The sequence below is a fragment of the Streptosporangium sp. NPDC005286 genome (assembly GCF_040607515.1).
Lineage (GTDB): Bacteria > Actinomycetota > Actinomycetes > Streptosporangiales > Streptosporangiaceae > Streptosporangium.
In genome coordinates this window covers 1-22,847 of record NZ_JBEXGU010000059.1, presented here as the reverse complement: position 1 = coordinate 22,847, position 22,847 = coordinate 1, and the positions used below count along the sequence as shown (strand labels likewise).

Below are 22,847 nucleotides of genomic sequence, written 5' to 3'. Positions count from 1 at the left end.
CACAGGCGCACTCTGATTACGGAGGTTCTCGGGTAATCGTGACTGTCCAAAATCCGGGAACGGCGGGTGCTCGCCGTTTTCCCGGGCGGTGGCGCTCCGTTGCCCGGTGTTGGATGTCCGGACGCCGTGGCCTCGCCGCTCGGCCCGGCCACGATGCCCGGCCACGAGATCCGGTCACGAGATCCGGCCGTGGCGTCCGGGCACGGTGCTCCGCCCGGACGCCCTCGCCCGGCCGTGTGCCGGGCGAGGATGTCAGGTGCAGGGGTCGGTCTTGCTGTCGACGACCTTGTCCGTGAGGGCGTCCGGGATCTTGGGAAGGACCCGGACCCCCGGCCAGTCGGCACCGATGATCAGCTGGATGACCGGTCCGGTCGGGGCCTTGGCGTCGGGGGTGGGTTTGGAGGCCGTGGGCGGCGTGTACTTGTCGGTGGTGACCGGCTTGACCTTGCCCGCGACCGGGGTGCGCTTGTCGCCGGAGAGCCTGGCGGCCACCGCGTCGCCGTAGGCGGGGCCGTCCTCGGTGTCCTTCTTGGCGTAGCGCACCGTGGTGGTGGGCACGTTGCCGGTCGCCGGGCGGGCGTTGCCGACGTGGGTGACCACGAAGCCCTGTTCCGCCAGCTCGGCGGCGACCTCCCTGGCCCGGTTCGGCGTGTCCGTGCCGTTGAACACCTGGAGCCTGACCTGCTCGCGGTTGACGGTCTTGACCTTGGTGTCGGGGGGCGGGGTGACCTCGGTGTCGTTCTTGATCGCGGCGAAGAGCTGGTCCGCGTACGGCTGCACCCAGGCGACCCGGTTCTTGTCGTCCGGGTGCGGGCCCCACGGGACGGTGATCAGCTTGACGCCGCTCGCGGTCAGCTTCTGGGCGCTCTGCCCGATCTCCAGCAGGGTGCCGGTGTCCTTCGCCAGGTCCTCGTCCATCCGGACGGAACCGGCCGCGACCTTGATGAAGTTCTGCAGTTTGAAGGGGTCGGTCAGCAGCTCGCTGCTGGTGGCCTTCTTCACCACCTGGCTGAGGAAGACCTGCTGGCGCTTGATCCGGCCGATGTCGCTGCCGTCGCCGTAGTTGCGCAGCCGGACGTAGCCCAGTGCCTTCTCACCCGCCAGCAGGTGCCAGCCGGCCGGGAGGGTGAGCTTGGACTTCTTGTCGTCGACCGGCTTGGTCAGGCAGATCCGGACACCGCCGAGGGCGTTCACGATGTTCTTGAAACCGGTGAAGTCGACCTCGACGAAGTGGTCGATCCGGATGTCGGTGAGCGACTCGATGGTGGAGATCGTGCAGGTGATGCCGCCCTCGTTGTAGGCGGCATTGATCATCTCGGTGCGGGCCGCCACCGGCGCGCCTGTTTCCGACGTACAGGCGGGCATGGCGACCACCGAGTCGCGGGGGAAGCTGACGAACGTCGCCTTGTCGCGGTCGGGCGCGATGTGCATGAGGATGATCGTGTCGGTGCGCTTGCCGTCGTGGGCCATCTTCTGGCCGTACTTCAGGTTGTCGCCCTCACGGGTGTCGGAGCCCACGATCAGCACGTTGAGCGCGCCTTTGACAGCGGCCGGCCGGTTGTTGCCCAGCTTGCCTTCGAGGCTGAGCGTCTCGACCTCGCCGAGCGTGTCCCGGTAGACCTTGTAGCCGCCCAGGGTGCTGAGCACCAGCAGGCCGGTCGCCGCGATGCCGGACCAGGCGCCGATGCCGAGCCGCTTCCGCTTGCGGCCCCTGCCCTTCGGCGGACCCTCCTTCGGCTGCGGTGGAGGTGCTGCCGGAAGCCGCTCAGGGGGAGGACCCTCCCCGCCCGCGCGCCGGGCCCCTCTGCGGCCGTGGGAGGCGGGTGCCGTCCGCTGGTCTCTCACGGAAGCCTGCCGGTGGTCGCTCATCCGATTCCCCTGCTTGGCGGCATCGTCCGGTTCTCGCGCAGCTCGCTCATCGCGCCCAGAGAGTAGATCACGAGGGGCGCGCCAGGAGACGTGATGATGCGAACTTGGCCAAGACCGCCCCCTGCCAGCGCCGTGATGATCCGGCGGCCAGCATACTCAAATGCGGACATTTAGTGGAATGTTACTGAAATTAGGTTTACGCACGGCCAGTGCCGCCGCGAGGCAGGCGGCGGGTACGGCCGGCAGGACGTACCGGTAGTCGAACTCCGCCACCGCGGGCGGCATCGCGAGCAACACCACCGCCACCGACCAGGGCAGCACCCACGCCGTGGTGTCCGGGCGGAACCGCCGGACGCACGCCGCCGCGGGCGGCAGCAGCAGGATCACCAGCACCGCCGCGCCGGGCAGTCCGGCGACGCCCTGGTAGGAGCGGATCCAGCCCGCGTACGGTTCGACGATCCGGGTGGTGATCGGACCACGCTGGTAGCGCTCCGCGGCCTGGGCGCCCACGGTCGCCGGGTAGCGTCCGGGCGGTGCGGGCGGCGACGCGGGGAACAGGTAGTAGTCGTAGATCTCCTGATCCGGGTAGACCGGGCGGTCCACCGTGAACGAGCGGGCCAGCTCCGAGGCGACCGAGCCCAGGTAGTCCAGCGGCTGGCTCCGGATCGCCAGCGACGCGAACCGCCCGGCCAGCGCGTCGTTCCCGCGGCTGAAGGTGATGCCGGGCAGCTTGACCAGCGGTGAGTCCTGCGCCCAGACGTACTCCTGCGCGGGCGGGCGCAGGGCGGGCGGGCGGGGGTCGCAGAGCACCGCCAGGTCCGGTGGCGGGCGCATCACGTCGCAGTCGGCGAAGGTCATCGTCTTGGCGTAGAGGAAGACCCCGTTCGCGCCCACGATGCCGATCCGCTGGTACGTCGCGTAGAACCAGGCCCCGTACCCGAGGATCGGCACCGTGGCGGCGGCGATCATCACCCCCGCCGTGGCCACCCGGCCCCGCTGCTTGAAGATCAGCCAGCCCGCGAAGAGCGCGACCAGCGGCAGCCCGACGGTTCTGGTCAGCGTGGCCGCCGCGAGCAACAGCCCGATCCCGCACGCGGTACGCCATCCGACGGATCGGCGCACGGCCAGGCAGACCGCCGAGAGGACCAGGACCGTGAACAGGGTGTCGGAGACCAGCAGATGTTCCAGCTCGATCTGGTAGGCGTCCAGCAGGGAGGGGACGGACGCGAGCGTCGCGGCCCAGGTGGGCGCTCCCAGCCGCCGCGCGGTGAGGTAGACCAGCACGCCGGCACCCAGCCCCAGCAGGTGCTGGGCCAGCGCGACGAAGGCGAAGTCGTGGAAAGGTTCGAGCAGTCGCAGGAACATCGGGTATCCGGCCGGGCGGACCAGGTCGGGCCGAGGCTTCAACGCGGTGACGACGTAGGTGTAGGAGTCGGGGAACCAGAGCGCGGGCCGGTAGCCGAGCATGGCGATCACCCGCAGCGCGGCCCCCACACCCAGCACGAGCAGGAACCAGCGGTGCTCGGAGAACCGGCGGCGGTCTGGGAACCGCCGCCTGCCGGGGAGCCGGCGACGTTTCGGGAACCCGCGAGGGGCGGGGGAGCCGCCGTCGCTCATGCGGTGGTCACGAATCCCGGCCGGGTTCCGGTCGCGGCCCCGCCGGGGCCGCCGCGCGAGATCGCGGGTCGCCGAATCCGGCTGACACGCGTGGTCACCGTCCCCAGGGACCGGTGATGCCGCAGCCCCGCCCACCCGACCACTCTTCCCCCTTCTGACGCGCTGCGCGTACGCTACCGGCTTCCGCGCCAGGTGGGACGCCGGGCGGCACGGCACCGCCGTCCCGCGCGCCCGTGCCCGGCGCGGGCCTCGGTTGCCAGTACGCTCGGGTCGTGTCATGACCACCGGCTGGCTGGATCGTACGCGCAGGCCCTCGGCGGGCCCCTCGGCGGGCAAGGTGCTCGCCGTGGTCTCGGTCGTGCCCGCGCTCGTCCTGGCGGGCTGGCTGCTGGCCGGGCTGCCGCTGCTGCTGCTCGGCTGGTTCCGGCCGCTCGCCGCGGTCCCGCTGGGCCTGCTGGCCGCCGCGCTGCTCTGCCGGTACGGTCTGCGGCGCCTGCCGGAGACCATCCCGGCGACAGCGTGGCAGGTCACCGGGGTGATCGCGGTCGCACTGGCCTCGGGAGTCTTCAACGGCCTGTTCCGCAGCGAGCAGCTGATCGTCCGACGCGACCCCGCCACCTACGCGCAGTACGGCATCTGGCTGGCCAGGCACGGCTCGCTGCCCGTGCCCTTCCAGGAGCAGGCCTTCGGCGGCCTCGACCCGGCGCTCCACTTCGACAGCGTGGGCTTCTACGGCTTCGGCGGCGCGGTCGTGCCGCAGTTCATGCCGGGGGCGCCGATGCTCCACGCGGTGGGCGCCTGGCTCGGCGACGTCGCCGGGCTGCTGCTGGTGCCGCCGGTGCTGGGGGCGGCGGCGGTGCTGGTGCTCGCAGGGGTCGTCGCCCGGCTCGTCGGGGCCCGCTGGGCGCCTCTCGCCGCCCTGGTCTTCGCCATCAGCCTGCCGATTCTCTACACCTCGCGGACCACCTTCAGCGAGATCCCGTCCCTGATCCTGCTCTTCGGCGGCCTCGCCCTGCTGTACGACGCCGAGGCCAGGCTCCGCCCCGGTGTCACCGCCTCCCCGCCACCCGAGCCGCCGGGCGGTTCCGGCGCCTCCGGTGCCGGCCATCAGCCGCCCGATTCCTCAGGCACCGGCCCGGCGGCGATCCGCGCCGCGTGGACCGGGGCCGCCCTGGCGGGGCTGGTGTTCGGGCTGGCCGTCATGGTCAGGATCGACGGGCTGCGCGACGTGCTTCCCGTGCTCGCCTACGCCGGGCTGCTCATCGCCGTCCGCCGGGCCGGGAACCGCGACGGAGGACGGCTGGGCGTGCCGCTGCTCGGCGGGCTGGCGGTGGGGGCCGGGCTGGGCTTCGCCGCCGCCTACCTGCTCTCCCGCCCCTACCTGAAATACCTGTCGGGCTCGCTCATCCCGCTGCTGGCCATCTGCGGCGCGGTCGTGGTGCTCACCGTCGCGATGGCGGCGCTCGCCCCCCGGCTCGCGGCGCCGCTGCGGCGTGCCGCCCGGATGCCGAGGCTGCCCGAGATCGCCGGCGGCCTGGTCGTGCTGGTCGGGGCGGCCTTCGCGGCCCGGCCCTGGCTGCAGACCGTGATCCGGCCACCGGCCACCACCGAGGACCGGCTGACCGCCGACTTCATCGTCGGGGTCCAGCGGGTCAACGGCCTGCCGATCGACGGCTCCCGGCTCTACTACGAGAACTCGGCGTACTGGGTGATCTGGTACGTCGGGCTTCCCGCGGCGCTCCTGGCCACCCTCGCCGCGGCGCTGCTCGCGCGCAGGCTGGTGCGGGGGACGGCTCCGGAGTGGCTGCTGCCACTGGCCGTCATCGCCTGGACCACGGTCACCACGCTCTACCGCCCCGGGATCACTCCCGACCAGCCGTGGGCCGCCCGGCGGCTGGTCCCCGTCGTCATCCCCGGCCTGATCCTGCTGGCCGTCTGGGGCCTCGGCTGGGTGCGGGACCGGGCGCGCGGGTCCGGGTACCGCCCGCCTGTCCGAAGGGGTCTCGCCACCGCCGGCGCGGTCCTCCTCCTCGTCCCCGTGGCGTTCGTCTCGGCGGGGACCGCCTTCAACCCGATCGAGCGCGGCGAGCGCGCCGCGGTCGAGGCGCTGTGCGCGGCCCTGCCCGCGCGCGCCTCGGTGCTCGTCGTCGAGCGCGTCACCGCCGCCCGCTTCACCCAGCTCGTCCGGAGCAGCTGCGGCCTGCCCGCCGCCCGGGTCACTCTCTACCGCACCGACGTTCCTCGGACGAGCGACGTCAGACGGCTGGTCACCCGGATCCGCGCGGCCGGTCGCGTCCCGGTCCTGCTGGCCGCCGAGGCCCGCCAGGTCTCCGGGTACGGCACCCCCGTCCACATCATGAACCTCCGCACCCGCCAGGACGAGCGCTCCCTCGTCGACCCCCCCAACGGCACCTGGTCCCTGGCCGCCGACGTCTGGATGACGGTTCCTCGTGATGATCCGAGAACCTGAGAACTCGTGCCCGTCCCGATGCCCACCCGGGGTCATGACGATCCGAGGCACAGCGAGCATCCTCATCTCGGACCCGGGTGACATCCGGGCAGCCGCCGTTTCCCGTCCGCTGGAGCACCCGCCGACGTAGGTGCCCAGATAGTCCGAGCGAACCCGCTTTATTGCTAGTGATCAAAGCCCAGGTTCCTGTGCCAGGATATTGGGCTAAATACCGGATTATTGCGGTGGGTGACGCGTTGAATGCGACGGATCCGGTGATCGGCTCGGATGACCGGAACGATGGATCCGACGTCGAAGAGCTGTCCTTCGGGGATCCGGAGCGGAGGGCTCGCGCCTGGAAACGGGCCGGAGTCGGTCGTGCCCTGCTGGCCGGTGTGGCGGTCGTCGCCCTGGTGCTCGGGGCTGCTGGAAGCATGGATGGGTACGAGAACTCCGTCCGGGTGCTCCCACCACCGGACGGCCCCTGGCCCGAGGGGGCGACGTTCACCATCTCTCTCTGCAAGGACGACGACCCCTCCGGGAGGTGCCACAAGCGGGCGATCACTCCAGAGCAGAAGCGGGTACTTGAGGAGAGGCTGCGTGCGACGCCTGAGGTCGCAGAGGTGACATTCAGATCTCAGGAGACGGCGTGGGCGAACTTCGTGGACGAGAATGCCGACAACTGGGTTCTGACCTCTGCCATTCAGCCTGAGGACCTGCCGACATCGTTCAACGGCAGACTCCACCGCCGGGCCGACTTCCAGCTGTTCGCAACCATCGTGGAGAACGCGCAGGGTGTCTCCTACGGATATGTCCTCGGCCATAACTTCTGGGAGGATAAGGCGGACCTCTCCATCGGGTTGTGTGAAGCCGAGAACTCAGAAACCGAGGAGACGGAAGAGGCTTCCGATCCCTGCGCGGGCCGAGGCGCGGCCACGGAGGAAGAGAAGAAGGCCATCGAGACCAGGCTCACCGAGCTTGAAGGGGTCGAGCGTGTCTACTTTGAGGACGCCGCCCATGCTCGCCGGGTCTTCGAGCATTTCCTGATGGGCAAGCTCACCTCCAGCACTCTCCGTATTGTCCTCATCTCGGAGAATTACCACGTCAAGCTTGCGGATCCGGCTGTCGCGCAGGCGGTCGTCGACGCGGTCAAGGGCATGTCGGGCGTCGGCCGCGTCGAATAGGTACCTGTCGACTGACGGAGCTGGGTCCTGTCCGATGGACCCCCACCTCTCCTGATCGGATGTTCGGTCCAGTCGGTATGTGCATTGGTTTGCTGACGGGTGGCCTGATCATTGATGATCAGAGTGCAAGGATCCGTGTCGTGATATTGGTGGAAATATCCGTTTAAGGCTGGGTGGCGCATTGAACGTGACGGATCTGACGGCCGGCTCGGATGACGGAGACGCCGGGACCCGCGGTGCGCGGGGCCTCGGCCCTGTGCCCGCCGACATGGCGGCCTTCGAGGCCGAGGAGCCGTCCCTCGGGAGTCCGGGGTGGGGGTCTCGTGCCCGGAGGTGGGCCGGGGTTCGTCGTGCCCTGCTGACCGGTGCGGTGGTCGCCGCCGTGGTGCTCGGGGCGGTGGGGAGCGTCGGCTCGCCCCTCCTGGAGGGCACCGCCAGGGGAGCCGCGTCTCCTGACGGACCGTGGCCCGGGAACAAGAAGGTGTCCCCACCGCCGGACGACTGGCCCGAGGGCGGTACGTTCTCCGTCTTCCTGTGCAAGGACTGGGACCCCTTCAAGCAGTGCCGCAAGCGGGCGATCACGGCGAAGCAGCGACGCGCGCTTGAGGCGAGGCTGCGGGCGATGCCCGAGGTGGCGGAGGTGGAGTTCGAGTCCCGGGAGGAGGCGTACGCGAACTTCAGGGAGCAGAACGCCGACAACAAGGTTCTGCTCTCCGCCATCCAGCTGGAGGACATGCCGGAGTCGTTCAATGGCAGGCTCCATCGATGGCGCGACCTGGCGCCGTTCGGATCCGCCATGGGCAAGGTGCCGGGCGTCGCCAACGTCCTGACCTTCGGAGAGTTCTTCTGGCAGGGCAGGGCTGACGTCACTATCTCGTTGTGCGGGCGCAAGGGGACGATCTTTGCCTGTAAGGGGCGGGGACCGGCCACGGCGCGGGAGCGGAAGGCCGTCGGGGCCAGGCTCGTCGCCCTGCGGGAGAGCGAGAGTGTCTACTTCGAGAACGTCGCCCACGCCCGCCGGGTGTTCGCGTACAGGTGGGGGCAGAAGTCCAGCGACGCTCCTCTTCCCGAGAGTTACCACGTCAAGGTCGCGGATCCGGCGGGTGTGCCTGCGGTCATCGACGCGGTCGAGGGGATGGCGGGCGTCGGACCCGCCAGGCGTGTGGACGAAGGCTGTTCCTGGCTGGGAATCACCCAGGAATGCTCAGGGGAGCTGTCCTGAGAACGTGATGTGCGCTCGGCTCGTGGCTGGGCAGAGTATCCTCGCCCGTCGGAGAGCATGCCCGAGAGCCTGAGAGTGGATCAGCTGTGGACGCAACACCGTACGTGACCATCGTCCTGCCCTGTTACAACGAGCAGGACCACGTCATCGCCGAGGTCGAGCGCATCTGCGAGGCGATGGACCACAGCGGATACACCTACGAGCTCGTGGCGGTCGACGACTTCTCCACGGACGAGACCCTGGCCAGGCTCGAAGAGGCCGCGCCGAGGTTTCCGAACATGCGGATCAGGGCCTTCCACCGCAACGGTGGCTCCGGCACGGTGCGCAGGATCGGCACCCAGGAGGCGCGCGGCGAGATCGTCGTGTGGACCGACGCCGACATGACCTACCCGAACGAGCGCATCCCCGAGCTCGTCCAGATCCTGGAGAAGGACGCGACGATCGACCAGGTCGTGGGGGCGCGGACCAGCGAGGAGGGCTCCCACAAGTTCCTCCGGGTCCCGGCCAAGTGGTTCATCCGCAAGGTGGCCGAGCGGCTGGCCGGGCAGAAGATCCCCGACCTCAACAGCGGGCTGCGGGCGTTCCGCAAGTCGGTCGCCAAGCCCTACCTGCGGCTGCTGCCGCCCGGCTTCTCCTGCGTCACCACGATCACGCTGTCGTTCCTGTCGAACCAGCACGACGTCTACTACCTGCCGATCGGCTACAGCAAGCGGGCCGGCAAGTCGAAGTTCAGCTTCGTCTCCGACGCCTACCGCTACATCCTGCAGGTGCTGCGGATGGTCATGTACTTCAACCCGCTCAAGGTCCTCATGCCGCCCGCGCTCTGGCTGGTCGGCATCGGCCTGGTCAAGGGCGTCGTCGACATCGTCCGCTACGGGTTCTACCTGACCAGTAACACCATTGTGATCTTCATCTCCGGCCTGCTCATCGGCTCGCTGGCGCTGCTGGCCGACCTCATCGTGCGTTCCAGGAGCGAGTAGATGCGGATCGCCGTCGTCGGGCCGACGTACCCCTACAAGGGCGGCGGCGCCGCGCACACCACGGAGCTGGCCCACCGGCTGAGAGCGGCCGGGCACGACGTGGTGATCGAGTCGTGGCGGGCGCAGTACCCCTCCTTCCTGTATCCGGGACAGCAGACCGTCGACATCCCCGACGGCGAGCCGTTCCCGCACGTCCGGCGCGACCTCGACTGGCGCCGACCGGACGGCTGGATCCGCGCCGGACGACGGCTGCGGAGCGTCGACCTGGTCGTCCTCGCCGTCCTCAGCCCGGTGCAGGTCCCGCCCTACCTGGGCATCCTTTCCGGCCTGGGGCGCAGGACCCGGGTCGTGGCACTCTGCCACAACGTCCTGCCGCACGAGCGCAAGCCGTACGACACACCGCTGATGAAGGCGCTGCTGCGCAGGGTGGACGCGGTGCTCGTGCACTCCGAGCGGCAGGCCGCGCAGGCCCGCGAGCTGACCGCCGCGCCCGTGCGGGTGGCCGAGATGGCCCCGCATCTGCCATCGGGAAACGCGGGGCGCGGCCCCGCGGAGGGCGTGCACGACCGGCTGCTGTTCTTCGGCCTCGTCCGGCCGTACAAGGGGCTTGACCTGCTCGTCCGAGCGCTGCCCGAGGGCGTGTCGCTGCGGGTGGCCGGGGAGTTCTGGGGTGGCCAGGAGGAGGCGACGAGGGCGCTGGTCGCCGAGCTCGGGCTGACCGGACGGGTGGAGCTGCGGCCGGGCTACGTGCCGGCGGCGGACGTGCCCGAGCTGTTCGCGGACGTGGACGCGCTGGTGCTGCCCTACCGGAGCGGGACGGCCAGCCAGCAGGTGTGGTTCGGCCACGAGCACGGGGTGCCGGTGATCGCCAGCCGGGCGGGCACGCTCGGCGACCACGTCACCGACGGGGTGGACGGGCTGCTGGTCGAGCCGGGTTCGGTGGAGGAGCTGCGCGCCGCGCTGGCCGCGTTCTACCGCCCCGGCGAGCCCGAGCGGCTCCGCGCCGGGGTCAAGGCGGTCGACCCCGAGCCGTACTGGACCTCCTACATCGAGGCACTGGTCTCGCGCTGAGCCGGGCCGGGTCTCAGGCGGTGCCCTCCCGTGTCGCCACGGGCTCGGGGCCTGCCTGCCGGCCGGGCTCCCCGGCGGGGCCAAAGGCCCTGCCCCACAGGAAGCCGATCCCGGCCCAGCTCACGTCGGCGAGGGTGAACATCACCCTGGACACCACCGCGGCCACCAGCGCCCTGGGGGAGTCGAGCACCGGAGCCAGGGCGAGCACCATCGCCCCCTCGCGGACGCCGATCCCGGCGGGGACGACCACGGTGAGGATGCCCGTCGCCCAGGCCAGCGCGTACGCGCCGGTCGCCACCAGGTATAGGGAATCGCCGGAGGCGCCCAGGTCCGCCATGGGGAGCAGCAGGTGGGGGCCGTAGGTCAGCCAGCCGGCCACGGTGAGGGCCACCGCGGTGAGCACGGCACGGCCGCTGAGCAGCCGGCCCTGTCCGAGCGGTTCCTGGCGGGCGATCCGCATGGCCAGGTTGAGGCCGAAGGTGAGCACTCCGGGGTGCAGGCAGACGGCGATGACGGGGATCAGCGCCAGCAGGTACCACGCCTGGGTCATGGTCTCGCGCAGGGTCACCGCCGCCACGACGAGGGCACAGCCGAGGGAGACCAGCACCGACAGGGTGATGGAACCGAACATGCGCCGGGGCGGGACGCGGTGGTCGCGGCCGAGCTCGATCATCGCGGCGTACGCCCAGACGCTGCCCGGTACGTACTTGCCGAGCTGGCCGATGAAGAAGATCCTCGCGGTGATCCCGAGGGGCAGCGGGGAGCCCATTCCGGCCAGCAGCGCCCGCCAGGCCAGCACCATGAGACCGATCCCGGCCATCACCGACAGGTAGGACCCGGCGAGCGACCACCAGGAGAGCTGCGAGATCGCGGCCACGGTCTCGTCGCGGTTCCTGGCCAGGCCGTAGCCGAGGAAACCCACCGCGACCAGCGCGAGCAGCACCCGGAGCAGGCGGCTTGACCGCAGTCGGCTGAGCATCCGCCAAGGGTACGACGCTCTCCTTACTCGGCGGTAGGGTCACCGGTCACCGGTACTCTTGGGCGGCGTGGTGGAGCGCCCGCGGGCGTCGTGCGCGGTCCGGCGCCATCCGGAGGGGAAGTCCCGGCATCACGCGAACCGGCATCGCGCGAAGGGGAAGAGGAGCGGTAAGCGAGTGATGAGCACCGAGCGGGTCGCGCAGCTTGAGTACTCCGAGTTCCAGGCGGCGATGCTGGACGAGGAGAAGCGCCGCAGGAAGGCCGCGAAGATCGTCGCGGTGCTCGGGCACTTTCTCGGCAGGGAAGAGGACGTCCTCGCCGGTCTGACCGTCGCCGACATCGGCTGCTCGGCGGGGTTCATCGCCGACGAGCTGGCCGCGGCGGGCGCGAGCCGGACGTTCGGCGTCGACATCGACGTGCCGGGCCTGCGCAAGGCGGCCCAGCGGTTCGGCGAGCGGGTCGAGTTCGTCTGCGCCGACGGCACCGCGCTGCCCTTCCCCGACGGTTCGATCGACGTACTGGTCTTCAACCACATCTACGAGCACGTGGTCGACCCGGACGCGATCATGGCCGAGATGCGCCGGGTGCTCTCCGCGGACGGTGTCCTCTATCTCGGCCTGGGCAACCGGCTCGGCGTGATGGAGCCGCACTACAAGCTGCCGTTCCTGTCGTACCTGCCGCCCGCGCCGGCCGACCGCTACGTGCGGCTCTTCGGCCGGGCCGACAGCTACTACGAGCGTTATCGCACCCGGCGCGGCCTGCGCAAGATGGTGCGCGGCCTGCGGGTGTGGGACTACACCTTCCCCGTGCTCGCCACCCCGGCGGCGTTCGCGGGCGACGAGCTCTTCGGCGGTGTGGCGGGGCGAGTGGCCGGTGGCGTGCTGTCGCGGCTGCCCCGCCCGGTGCTGCGTGCCCTGCTGCCCGTGGTGCCCACCTACCTGTGGGTGGCGACCAGGGGTGAGCGCCGCCCGGCCGGGCGGTCGCTGCCGCAGCCGCCCGAGCCGGTACGGCCCCTGTGAGCCTGCGGTGAGCGAGGACGAAGGAGCCGTCCGGTCCGGCGCGTCCACCCTGAGACGGCTGGCCCGCGTCGCCTTCCTGCTCCTCGCGCTCGGGTTCGGCACCTGGGTGGTGCTGAGCCAGTGGGACGACATCCGTGCGGGGTTCGCCCGGCTGTCCGTGCTGTCGCTCGTGTTGTCGCTGGTGGCGGTGCTCGCCGCGCTGTGCGGCGGGATGATGACATGGCGGGCGCTGCTGGCCGACCTGGGCTCGCCGCTGCCGCTGCGCGCGGGGGCGAGGGTCTTCTTCGTGGGCCAGCTCGGCAAGTACATCCCCGGCTCGCTCTGGCCGGTGATCGCTCAGATGGAGATGGGGCGGGAACTGGGCGTTCCCCGGTCGCGCAGTGCCGCGGCGTTCTTCCTGACGCTGCCGGTGCAGCTCGGCAGCGGTCTGGTGGTCTCGGGGGTGACGCTGCTGGCGGCCCAGCCGGGGGCGGCCGCGCCGTACGCCTGGGCGTTTCTGCTGATCCCCGTGCTCGCGGTGGCCTTCGAGCCGAGGGTGGTCAACGCGGTCCTCGGGTTCGGGCTGCGCAAGCTGAGGCGCGAGCCGCTGGAGCGTCCCCTCACCCGCAGGGGCATGCTCACCGCGCTGGGCTGGGCATTGGGCGGCTGGATCGCGTACGGGCTGCACCTGGCGGCGATCGTGCACGACCTCGGACCCTCCGGGTTCTCCGCGGTCCTGTTCTCCATCGGCGCGTTCGCCCTGTCGTGGTGCCTGGGGATCATGACGTTCGTCGTCCCAGCGGGGGCGGGCGTGCGGGAGGTGGCCATGGTGGCCGTCCTGGCGCCTGTCCTGGACGGGGGGTCGGCCATAGCGGCGGCGCTCTGCTCCCGGATCGTGATCATTCTTGGCGATCTCGTCTGCGCGGGTTTCGCGGGTCTGGCCGCGCGCCGCGCCACGGCTTCCAGTAAGGACCACGCTTCGGGAAAAGCCGTGTGATTTCCCCCATGATTTCGGAGACTCTGGCAATAGAGTGAACGGAGGAGGGGGACGGCCGTCCCACGTGAATCATGAGGGGAGCGATCCTTCTTGACGCCTAGAGTGCTCGTCGACGCGGCCGCGGTTCCGGCCGATCGCGGTGCGCTGATCAGGTACGTCGATGGACTCGTCGCCGCGCTGGACAGGGCGGGCGCTGATCTCGTGGTCGTCTGCCAGCGCGCCGACGCCGCCCGATATGCCGGACTGGCGCCCTCCGCGCGGATCGTGCCGGGGCCTCACGGGATCACCAACAGGGCCGCCCGCCTGACCTGGGAGCAGACGGGGCTGCCCTTCCTCGCCCGGCAGGTCGCCGCCCAGGTCATTCACGCCCCCTACTACTCGATTCCGCTGAGCTCGGGCCTGCCGACCGTGGCGACGGTGCACGATCTCACCTGCTTCACCGAGCCCCTGCAGCACGACGCGGTCAAGGCGGCGTTCTTCCGCGCGGCGACCCGCACGGCGGTCCGGCACGCCACCCGGGTGATCGTGCCCTCCAAGGCGACCAGGGACGAGCTGATCAGGCTGCTCTCGGCCGACCCGACCCGCATCGACGTCGCCTACCACGGTGTCGATCCGGCGCTGTTCCATCCGCCGTCCGAGCGCGAGGTCAAGCACGCCTCCGACCGGCTCGGCCTGCACGGCACCCCCTACGTGGCCTTCCTCGGCCCGCTGGAGCCCCGCAAGAACGTGCCGAACCTGATCCGCGGCTTCGTGCGCGCCGTCGAGGACATCGCCCACCCGCCCGCCCTGGTGCTCGCCGGGGGCGTCCGCGACGTCGAGGTGGACGCCGCGGTGGAGCAGGTCCCCTCGACGGTGCGGGTGCTCCGTCCCGGCTTCCTGTCCTTCGCCGACCTGTGCGGTTTCCTCGGTGGGGCGGTGATCGCGGCCTTCCCCTCGCGGGGTGAGGGCTTCGGGCTGCCGGTGCTGGAGGCCATGGCCTGCGGCGCACCGGTGCTCACCACGCACCGTACCTCGCTGCCGGAGGTGGGGGGCGACGCGGTCGCCTACACCGAGCCGGACGCCGAGAGCATCGCCGCGGCGCTGCGCACGCTGCTCTCCTCACCCGAGCGCAGGGACGTGCTGTCCGCGGCGGGTATCGCCCGTGCCAAGGAGTTCACCTGGGACGCCTCGGCCGAGGCACACCTGCTCTCTTACCAGCGCGCGGCCGAGTAGTGAGTTAACCTCGCGGAATGATGGAGACCCCTTTGCCGGACCTAGAGGCGATTCTCCTTGTCGGTGGACGAGGGACGCGCCTGCGTCCGTTGACACTGGACACCCCGAAACCCCTGTTGCCCACGGCGGGAGTTCCCTTCCTGTCCCACCAGCTCGCCCGCGCCAGGGCCTTCGGCGTGCGACGCATCGTGTTCGCCACCTCCTACCGGGCGGAGATGTTCTCCGAGGCGTTCGGGAACGGCGAGGCGTTCGGCCTCGAACTCGAGTACATGACGGAGGAGGAGCCGCTCGGCACCGGCGGGGCCATCCGCAATGCCGCCAAGGCGCTGACCTGCGGCCCCGGCGATCCGGTGCTGGTGCTGAACGGCGACATCCTGTCCGGTCACGACATCGGCGACCAGATCGCGACGCATGTCGCGCGGGGGGCCGCCCTCACCCTGCACCTGACCGAGGTGGACGACCCCTCGCGCTTCGGCTGCGTGCCGACCGACGACGACGGGAGGGTGACCGCCTTCCTGGAGAAGACCCCGAACCCGGTCACCAACCGGATCAACGCCGGATGTTACGTCTTCACCCGCTCGGTGATCGACGCGATCCCGGAGGGGCAGGTCGTCTCGGTCGAGCGCGAGACCTTCCCCGGCCTGATCGAGGACGGCGCCCTGGTGCTCGGCTACGCCGACGCGTCCTACTGGCTCGACGTGGGCACGCCCGCCGCCTTCGTGCAGGGCTCCCGCGACCTGGTCCTCGGCCGGCTCGCCTCGCCCGCGCTGCCAGGTCCCACCGGTGACTTCCTCGCCCTGCCCGGCGCCATGATCTCGCCCGAGGCCAAGGTCTCCGGCGGTTCCGTGATCGGTGCCCGCGCGATCGTGGAGTCGGGGGCGCAGGTCGGTGGCAGCGTGCTCGGAGACGACTGCATCGTGCACTCGGGCGCGGTCGTGGTCGACTCGGTGATCGGCATCGGCGCGCGTGTCGACTGTGGAGCGGTCCTGCGGGATGTGGTCGTCGGCGACGGCGCCGTGGTCGGTCCCGGGAACGAACTGCTCGCGGGCAGCCGGGTCTGGCCCGGTGTGGTGCTCCCCGAGTCCGCGATCCGCTTCTCCAGCGACATCTGACCGGCCCCGCCGTACGGTGTGCGGGAGATCGTGGTGGATCGGTCGCGGTCCGGCACGGGCCGCGTCCGGTGGGGCTTTCCAGGCGCAGGGTCAGCCGGCCGCCGGGGTCGGGCGGTGCGCGGCCATCCGCTCGCGGGCCGCGGCCGCCCGCGCGTGACCGGTGGTCGTGCTGAGCGCCCCCTCGTCGGGGGAGGGTTCCCGGTGATGCCAGTCGAGGCTGTCACGGGTGTCGGCGCCCACCAGCGGGGCGAGGACGGCGACGGCGACAAGGGCGAGGAGAAACCAGAACATTTTCGGCTCCTGGGGGTGGGGTCCGAGGTGGGTGCCTCGGCGGAGGGCAGGGGATCTTCGTGGCTGCGAAGGTTCCGGCCGACATGTCTAATTTATGTATATGCAAGCATTTATGTCTATCGAGACCTGCTTGTAGTGAGTCTTTAGTGAATCTGAAGTGTCGGATCGAGGTCCGGTACCCGCCGCCGGGCAGGTGGGCGTCGCGCCGTACTGTGACGTCATGAGTCCCAACCCCACCGACAACGCGATGCGCCGGGCTCTGGCCAGGGCACGCGATGGCAAAACTCTTGATATCGCCGAGGCCACAGCCCTGTTGCACGCCCGGGACGCACATCTGGAGACCCTCCTTGATCACGCCGGGAGGGTCAGGGACGCGGGTCTGGAGGCGGTCGGACGACAGGGGATCATCACCTACAGCCGCAAGGTCTTCATCCCCCTGACGAGGCTCTGCCGGGACCGCTGCGGATACTGCACGTTCGCCACCGCCCCGCACAAGCTGGAGAGCCTGTTCCTGAGCCCGGACGAGGTGCTGGAGATCGCCGCGCAGGGCGCGGCCATGGGATGCAAGGAAGCGTTGTTCACCCTGGGGGACCGGCCGGAGGACCGCTGGCACCAGGCCCGTGAGTGGCTGGACGCGCACGGCTACGACGACACGCTCTCCTACGTCCGCGCGATGGCCGTGCGGGTGCTTGAGGAGACCGGGCTGCTGCCGCACCTGAACCCGGGCGTCATGACCTGGCGGGACCTGCAGCGCCTCAAGCCGGTCGCGCCCTCCATGGGCATGATGCTGGAGACGACCTCGCGGCGGCTCTTCGAGGAGAAGGGGCAGCCGCACTACGGCTCACCCGACAAGGACCCCGCCGTGCGGCTGCGCGTGCTGGAGGACGCCGGGCGGACGAACGTGCCGTTCACCAGCGGCATCCTCATCGGCATCGGGGAGACGGTCGCCGAGCGCGCCGAGTCGCTGTTCGCGCTGCGCAAGGTGGCGCGCGAGTACGGCGGCATCCAGGAGATCATCGTCCAGAACTTCCGCGCCAAGCCGGACACCGCGATGCGCGGCATGCCCGACGCGGACCTGCAGGAACTGGCCGCCACCATCGCGGTGACCCGGCTGCTGCTGGGGCCGAAGATGAGGGTGCAGGCCCCGCCGAACCTGGTCGACTCCGAGTACGAGCTGATGATCAGGGCGGGCATCGACGACTGGGGCGGCGTCTCGCCGTTGACGCCCGACCATGTCAACCCCGAGCGCCCCTGGCCGCAGATCGACGACCTCGCCGCCCGCACCGCCGCCGCCGGGTTCACGCTGCGCGAGCGGCTGACCATCTATCCCGAGTTCGTGCTGGCGGGGGAGCCCTGGCTGGACCCGAGGCTCAACGCGCACGTGGCCGCCCTGGCGGACCCCGGCACCGGCCTCGCCCGCGAGGACGCGGTCGTGACCGGCCGCCCCTGGCAGGAGCCCGACGGGGGCTTCGTCTCCCTGGGCCGCGTCGACCTGCATACGGCGGTCGACACCGAGGGCCGTACCGCCGACCGTCGTGACGACTTCGACCACGTCTACGGAGACTGGGAGGCTCTGCGGGAGCGCCTGCCCGTCGCGGAGGGCACCGCCGGGAGCGGCGGCGCCGTCAGGGGCGATGTGCGGGAGGCGCTGCGGCAGGCCGAACGAGACCCGGCGGGGCTGAGCGACGCCCAGGCGCTCGTCCTCCTCGACCTCGCCGGAGACCCGTCGGGCGCCGGCGCCGACGACGCCGCGCTGGACGAGCTCTGCCGGATCGCCGACGGCCTGCGCAGGGAGGCGGTCGGCGACGACGTCACCTACGTGGTGAACAGGAACATCAACTTCACGAACGTCTGCTACACGGGCTGCCGCTTCTGCGCCTTCGCGCAGCGCCGCACCGATGCCGACGCCTACACCCTCTCGCTGGAGCAGGTCGCCGACCGCGCCTGGGAAGGATGGCAGGCAGGGGCGACCGAGGTGTGCATGCAGGGGGGCATCCACCCCGACCTGCCCGGCACCGCGTACTTCGACATCGCCAAGGCGGTCAAGGCCAGGGTGCCCCAGATGCACGTCCACGCGTTCTCGCCGATGGAGGTCATCAACGGGGCCAGCCGCACCAACCTGTCCATCGAGGACTGGCTGGTCGCCGCCAGGGAGGCGGGCGTCGACTCGCTGCCGGGTACCGCGGCGGAGATCCTCGACGACGACGTCCGCTGGGTGCTGACCAAGGGCAAGCTGCCCACCGCCGAGTGGGTCGAGGTCATCTCCACCGCGCACCGGGTCGGCATTCCGACGACCTCCACGATGATGTACGGCCACGTCGACAACCACGCGCACTGGGTGCAGCACATCCGGCTGATCCGCCGCATGCAGGAGGAGACCGGTGGGTTCTCCGAGTTCGTGCTGCTGCCGTTCGTCCACCACAGCGCGCCCATCTACCTGGCGGGGATCGCCCGCCCGGGGCCGACGGCGCGGGAGAACCGGGCGGTGCACGCGCTGGCCCGCGTCCTGCTGCACGGCGCGATCGCCAACATCCAGTGCTCCTGGGTGAAGCTCCAGGACGGGCTCTGCCGCGAGGTGCTCATGGGCGGGGTCAACGACCTCGGCGGCACGCTGATGGAGGAGACGATCAGCAGGATGGCCGGGTCGGAGAACGGCTCCTTCAAGACGATCAGCGAGATCGAGGCCATGGTCGCCCCGACCGGGCGGCCGATCCGGCAGCGGACCACCTCCTACGGCGTGCCCGACGCCGAGCGGCTGGCCGCGGCCAGGGTGAGCGACGGGGTCTGCCGGAGCGTCCGCCCCAACGCCCTTCCACTGCTCCCGCTGGAGGCGTCGACAAAGTTATAACAAGTTCTATATTTGCTTGCCCTCCGTGAGGGGTTCATTGACACAATCGTCTTTCTCCTCTAGCGAGAGGTCTCCGTGTGCCCTCCTCCGGTCGACACCGTGTGGCCGTCGGCGCTGAGCGGCGTCGGCGTCAGGTTCTGCTGCGCCTGTCGCTGGCGGCGGTCGCGATAGCGGTCGCCCTGGTGGGGAGCGCCGTCCTGGTGCTCGACCGGGCGGGGGGTTCGTGCTCGGCCCGCGACCCGGTGCTGGTCGGGGTCGCCGCCGCCGTCGACATCGCCCCGACCGTCATGGAGGCGGCGGGGCGGTTCAACCGGAGCAGGGCGGGCGTCGACGGCCGGTGCGTGCTGGTGCAGGTGACCGAGCAGCCGCCCGCCACGGTGCTGCGCACCCTGCTCGGCGGCACCGCGGGGGTGCTCAGCGAGCGCCCGGACGGCTGGATCTCCGACTCCTCGGCCTGGATCCGGCTCGCCCGCAAGCAGGGGGCCGCGAACCTGGCCGGCACCGAGACCGTCATGGCGACCTCGCCCCTGGTCTTCGCCACCCGCAAGTCCCTGGCCCGGCGTTTCGCGGTCGGTAAGACCGACATGAACTGGCGGATGGTCTTCCCCGCGACCACCCGTGGCCGGATCCAGCCGACCGAGAACGAGCCCGACGTGGTCCGCGTCCCCGACCCGTCGCTCGCGGGTGCCGGAATCGCCACCGTGGCAGCGGCCAGGGACGTGGTCGGCAGCGGCGCCGAGGCCGACCGCGCGCTCACCGCGTTCGTCCGCTGGGCGCAGGCGGGGGCGGCGCCCGACTACCGGACCATGCTCGCCGCCGTCGACGACCGCTCCTTCTGGCAGCGCCCCGTGGTGATCGTTCCCGAGCAGTCGGTCTGGGAGCACAACCGCCGGCCGTCGGACGACCCGGTGACCGCCCTGCACCCCCGTGAGGGGACCATCAACCTCGACTACCCGTACGTGGTCACCTCCTCCGACGAGGCGAAGGCGAGCGGGTCGAGGGCCTTCGCCGCCTGGCTGCGCTCCCCCGAGACCCAGGAGGCGGCCCGCAGGGCGGGCTTCCGCTCGCCCGACGGCTCCCTGGGGCCGTACTCGCCCGGTCCCGAGATTCCCACCGAGGCGCCCCGCACCCGCCCGACCATCCTGCCCAGCATGATCGACGAGGCGCTGGCGGCGTGGAGCAGGCTCGCCCCGCCGACCAACATCCTGGTCCTGGCGGACAGCGGCAAGCACATGGCCGGGCCGATCAACGGGCAGCGGGGGAAGACCCGGCTGACCGTCGCCCTTGACGCCGCCAGGCTCGGCCTGCAGCTCTTTCCCGGCTCCACGCACATGGGCATGTGGGAGTTCTCCTCGGCCAAGGGTGAGGACCAGCGCGAGCGGGTGCGCCTCGGCCCGATCACCGAGCCCGACGGCGGCCAGGTCATCCGGCGCAGCCGCCTGGAGGAGCTGACCCGGACCCTGCGCGCCGACCCGAAGGAGCCCAGCGCCCTGTACGACTCGATCATCGCCGGGTTCCGCGCGCTGACCGAGTCCTACGACGAGACCATGAACAACACCCTGCTCGTCATCACGGCGGGCAAGGACGACGGCAAGGGCATCTCCGGCGCCAAGCTGGTGGAGAGGCTCCGCGGTGAGTGGAACCCCGAGCGACCCGTCCAGATCGTCGTCCTCGCCTTCGGCACCGACCTCGACCGTGCCGCCCTCACCCAGATCACCTCGGTCACCAACGGCTCCCTGCACGTCGCCCAGCGCCCAGAAGAGATCATCGACGTCTTCCTGTCCGCCCTGGCCCGCCGCCTCTGTCACCCCACCTGCGCCAAGGCCCCGTGACCACCTGCCGCCGGGGCAGGCGACCGCTCCGGCCGGAGCTCTGGATCGTTCCAGTTAGGAGATCGGAGAGGGTGCCTGGAATTTTGGTAGTCATTAGCTTACTCTTGGTGACGAAATCCCGCTTCTCTCCAGGTAGGGGTACATCGGTCAACGACCCTGGCCCAAAGGCCAGGGCTTGAGGTGCCACACCGCGCACTGATAGCCCCGCGTTGACCAGCCCAAGTCGATCGTCTTGAAGGAGGTGCATTCGATTGACTACGTTTCACGTAGGTCAGCAGACCCACCAGTCCGTGCTTCCTCAGCGGGCTGCTCTGGAATCCGCGTCAGCAGACACGCCCGAGGGTGGGCACGAAACGGGACGCGGACACCGCTTCAGCGCGGTAACCGGCGTGGAACCTGGGCGAGGGGAGACCCCGGCAGACGGCACCCGTCTGCCGCGGCGTCACCCTGAAGACACTGCGGTGTCCGAGAGAGCGAACCGTGAGGTTCACCCGGTCGTGTTCGTCCTGGACGCCCGCGGCCACCCGCTCGACCCCTGTCACCCTGCCCGCGCCCGTCGTCTGCTGGCGGCCGGTAGGGCGGTGGTGGTCCGCCACACCCCGTTCGTCATCCGGCTGCGCGACCGCGTGGCCGCCGACTCCACCGTCCACGGCGTGCAGGTCGGTATCGACCCCGGTTCCAAGCACACCGGCCTCGCCGTGTTCGCCGACCATGGCGGGAGCCGCACCGGCCTGTACAGCATTCAGCTTGACCATCGGGGCGGGCGGATCCGCGACAGGCTCACCGCCCGTGCCGCGTTGCGCCGGGGCCGCCGTTCCCGGAACCTGCGCTACCGCGCCCCCCGGTTCCTCAACCGCACGAAACCGAAGGGATGGCTCGCGCCGTCCCTGCGACACTGCGTCGACACCACCCTGTCGCAGGTGGCGCGGCTGACCCGGTGGGCGCCCGTCACGGCCGTCCACGTGGAGAAGGTCTCCTTCGACACCCACGCCCTCTCGGCGGGCAAGCCTCTCGAAGGGGTGGAATACCAGCAGGGCACCCTGGCCGGGTACGAGGTCCGCGAATACCTGCTGGCCAAGTGGAGGCGCACCTGCGCCTACTGCGGCGTGAGCGGTGTGCCGCTCAACCTCGACCACATCCACCCCCGCAGCCGGAGCGGCTCCGAGCGCGTCAGCAACCTCGCCCTGGCCTGCATCCGGTGTAACCAGGCCAAGAACGCCACTCCGATCGAGGATTTCCTCAAGGGCAAGCCCGCCCTCCTGACGAAGATCCTCAAGCAGGCGAAGGCTCCGCTGCGCGACGCCGCCGCCGTCAACACCACCCGCTGGGCACTGTGGCAGGCACTGAAGGCCACCGGCCTACCTGTGGCAGCCGCCTCCGGCGGTCGTACGAAGTGGAACCGCTCCCGTACCGGCGCCGCCAAATCGCACACGTTGGACGCGTTGCACGTCGGCTCGCTCGACACCGTGACCGCCTGGCCGTCCACGGTCCTGGTGGTCAAGGCGACCGGGCGCGGCACTTACTGCCGTACCCGCACCGACCGCTACGGCTTCCCCCGTCTGCGGCTGCCCCGGATCAAGCAGGTCAAGGGGTTCGCCACCGGCGACCTGGTCCGCGCGACCGTCCCGACCGGCAAGAAGGCCGGAGTCCACACCGGACGGGTCGCGGTCCGCACCACCGGAAGCTTCAACATCACCACCCGGCACGGCACCGTGCAGGGAATCGGCCACCGCCACGTCCGCCTGCTCCAACGAGCCGACGGCTACGGCTACACCACCCATCCGGAAGCGCGGCACCGTGCCGCGTTTCCTCCCCCGCCTGAAGGCGGGGGTATCCACGCTGGAGGTATCTGATGGAAAGTGCCGACGGCCGGATCATGGCGCTCATCGTGATCGCAATGATCGTGTTCGCCGTCTCACAGCTCTGACGGTTCCCGACATCCCGGCAGTGACGAGGATCCTGCTTCCCCCGGTAGGAGAGCGACGTGGACAGCCCGAACGCCCGGACCCTGACCCTTATCGTGGTGGTCACCATCGTGTTCTTCGTCGGGCGGCGTTTCCAGCGGACGGTGGACACCTGGGCGGGGTGGGGCAAGGCGATCGAAGCGGCCGCCGAGGCCGCGGCGAAGATCCCTGGCGCCAAGTCGGCGGCCTGGAAGGCGGTCCGCCGCATGATCGGGGTTGGTCT

Annotated in this window: 17 protein-coding genes; 13 read left to right on the top strand and 4 right to left on the bottom strand. The window is 70.6% G+C overall.

The annotated features are described in order from the left end of the window. Positions 1 to 252 precede the first annotated feature (252 nt). Entirely contained in the window at positions 253 to 1,845 is a 1,593-nt protein-coding gene (locus ABZU75_RS22045) for an LCP family protein (protein ID WP_355557143.1), read from the bottom strand. Positions 1,846 to 2,025: 180 nt separating this feature from the next. Then, positions 2,026 to 3,486, bottom strand: a complete 1,461-nt coding sequence (locus tag ABZU75_RS22040) for a hypothetical protein (protein WP_355557141.1) — start codon at positions 3,484 to 3,486, stop codon at positions 2,026 to 2,028. A gap of 277 nt (positions 3,487 to 3,763) precedes the next feature. On the opposite strand from ABZU75_RS22040, the gene ABZU75_RS22035 reads away from it, so the two are divergent. From ABZU75_RS22035 to ABZU75_RS22015, 5 genes are all read left to right on the top strand, one after another. Beyond that, positions 3,764 to 5,956, top strand: a complete 2,193-nt coding sequence (locus ABZU75_RS22035) for a hypothetical protein (RefSeq protein ID WP_355557137.1) — start codon at positions 3,764 to 3,766, stop codon at positions 5,954 to 5,956. A 224-nt stretch (positions 5,957 to 6,180) separates the two neighbouring features. Beyond that, positions 6,181 to 7,119: a permease-like cell division protein FtsX gene (locus ABZU75_RS22030; RefSeq protein ID WP_355557134.1), complete on the top strand. Its 939-nt coding sequence runs from the start codon at positions 6,181 to 6,183 to the stop codon at positions 7,117 to 7,119. Positions 7,120 to 7,306: 187 nt separating this feature from the next. Next, positions 7,307 to 8,341, top strand: coding sequence for a permease-like cell division protein FtsX (locus ABZU75_RS22025; protein WP_355557131.1), 1,035 nt, complete (start codon positions 7,307 to 7,309; stop codon positions 8,339 to 8,341). Between the two features lie 86 nt (positions 8,342 to 8,427). Further along, positions 8,428 to 9,321, top strand: coding sequence for a glycosyltransferase family 2 protein (locus ABZU75_RS22020; protein WP_350920740.1), 894 nt, complete (start codon positions 8,428 to 8,430; stop codon positions 9,319 to 9,321). Next, on the top strand, positions 9,322 to 10,392 hold the full coding sequence (locus ABZU75_RS22015; RefSeq protein WP_355557127.1) for a glycosyltransferase family 4 protein: 1,071 nt from the start codon (positions 9,322 to 9,324) through the stop codon (positions 10,390 to 10,392). A 13-nt stretch (positions 10,393 to 10,405) separates the two neighbouring features. Here the strand turns inward: ABZU75_RS22015 and ABZU75_RS22010 are convergent, their stop codons facing one another. Beyond that, positions 10,406 to 11,371 carry a lysylphosphatidylglycerol synthase domain-containing protein gene (locus ABZU75_RS22010; protein ID WP_355557124.1) on the bottom strand — a complete coding sequence of 322 codons (966 nt, stop codon included), beginning with the start codon at positions 11,369 to 11,371 and terminating at the stop codon, positions 10,406 to 10,408. A 178-nt stretch (positions 11,372 to 11,549) separates the two neighbouring features. Here ABZU75_RS22010 and ABZU75_RS22005 point away from each other — a divergent pair, with 178 nt between their 5' ends. The 4 genes from ABZU75_RS22005 to ABZU75_RS21990 all read left to right on the top strand — a co-directional run bounded on the left by ABZU75_RS22005 (position 11,550) and on the right by ABZU75_RS21990 (position 15,689). Continuing rightward, entirely contained in the window at positions 11,550 to 12,389 is an 840-nt protein-coding gene (locus ABZU75_RS22005) for a class I SAM-dependent methyltransferase (RefSeq protein ID WP_355557121.1), read from the top strand. A gap of 7 nt (positions 12,390 to 12,396) precedes the next feature. Then, positions 12,397 to 13,365 (top strand): lysylphosphatidylglycerol synthase transmembrane domain-containing protein, encoded by a 969-nt coding sequence (locus ABZU75_RS22000; protein WP_355557118.1) that lies wholly within the window; start codon positions 12,397 to 12,399, stop codon positions 13,363 to 13,365. A gap of 90 nt (positions 13,366 to 13,455) precedes the next feature. Continuing rightward, positions 13,456 to 14,577 carry a glycosyltransferase family 1 protein gene (locus ABZU75_RS21995; RefSeq protein ID WP_355557115.1) on the top strand — a complete coding sequence of 374 codons (1,122 nt, stop codon included), beginning with the start codon at positions 13,456 to 13,458 and terminating at the stop codon, positions 14,575 to 14,577. Between the two features lie 17 nt (positions 14,578 to 14,594). Then, positions 14,595 to 15,689: an NDP-sugar synthase gene (locus tag ABZU75_RS21990; protein WP_355557112.1), complete on the top strand. Its 1,095-nt coding sequence runs from the start codon at positions 14,595 to 14,597 to the stop codon at positions 15,687 to 15,689. A gap of 90 nt (positions 15,690 to 15,779) precedes the next feature. Here ABZU75_RS21990 and ABZU75_RS21985 read toward each other — a convergent pair whose 3' ends face one another. Beyond that, the gene (locus ABZU75_RS21985; RefSeq protein ID WP_350920761.1) at positions 15,780 to 15,980 is read right to left on the bottom strand and encodes a hypothetical protein; all 201 of its coding nucleotides are present in this window, start codon (positions 15,978 to 15,980) and stop codon (positions 15,780 to 15,782) included. 220 nt (positions 15,981 to 16,200) lie between these two features. Here ABZU75_RS21985 and ABZU75_RS21980 point away from each other — a divergent pair, with 220 nt between their 5' ends. The 4 genes from ABZU75_RS21980 to ABZU75_RS21965 form a co-directional block, all read left to right on the top strand. Then, a complete protein-coding gene (locus tag ABZU75_RS21980; protein ID WP_355557108.1) occupies positions 16,201 to 18,828 on the top strand; it encodes a bifunctional FO biosynthesis protein CofGH in 2,628 nt (875 codons plus the stop codon). A 101-nt stretch (positions 18,829 to 18,929) separates the two neighbouring features. Continuing rightward, entirely contained in the window at positions 18,930 to 20,660 is a 1,731-nt protein-coding gene (locus ABZU75_RS21975) for a substrate-binding and VWA domain-containing protein (protein WP_355557105.1), read from the top strand. A gap of 461 nt (positions 20,661 to 21,121) precedes the next feature. Beyond that, positions 21,122 to 22,513, top strand: coding sequence for an RNA-guided endonuclease IscB (gene iscB / locus ABZU75_RS21970; protein ID WP_355557103.1), 1,392 nt, complete (start codon positions 21,122 to 21,124; stop codon positions 22,511 to 22,513). Between the two features lie 131 nt (positions 22,514 to 22,644). Beyond that, on the top strand, positions 22,645 to 22,847 hold a 203-nt coding region (locus ABZU75_RS21965), incomplete at its 3' end, for a hypothetical protein (protein ID WP_355557100.1).

Excerpts from the sequence above, each read along its gene's own strand:
- ABZU75_RS22040 (WP_355557141.1), bottom strand. The coding sequence starts at position 3,486 with ATGAGCGACGGCGGCTCCCCCGCCCCTCGCGGGTTCCCGAAACGTCGC.
- ABZU75_RS22035 (WP_355557137.1), top strand. The coding sequence starts at position 3,764 with ATGACCACCGGCTGGCTGGATCGTACGCGCAGGCCCTCGGCGGGCCCC.
- ABZU75_RS22015 (WP_355557127.1), top strand. The coding sequence starts at position 9,322 with ATGCGGATCGCCGTCGTCGGGCCGACGTACCCCTACAAGGGCGGCGGC.
- ABZU75_RS22010 (WP_355557124.1), bottom strand. The coding sequence starts at position 11,371 with ATGCTCAGCCGACTGCGGTCAAGCCGCCTGCTCCGGGTGCTGCTCGCG.
- ABZU75_RS22005 (WP_355557121.1), top strand. The coding sequence starts at position 11,550 with ATGAGCACCGAGCGGGTCGCGCAGCTTGAGTACTCCGAGTTCCAGGCG.
- ABZU75_RS21990 (WP_355557112.1), top strand. The coding sequence starts at position 14,595 with ATGATGGAGACCCCTTTGCCGGACCTAGAGGCGATTCTCCTTGTCGGT.
- ABZU75_RS21985 (WP_350920761.1), bottom strand. The coding sequence starts at position 15,980 with ATGTTCTGGTTTCTCCTCGCCCTTGTCGCCGTCGCCGTCCTCGCCCCG.
- ABZU75_RS21980 (WP_355557108.1), top strand. The coding sequence starts at position 16,201 with ATGAGTCCCAACCCCACCGACAACGCGATGCGCCGGGCTCTGGCCAGG.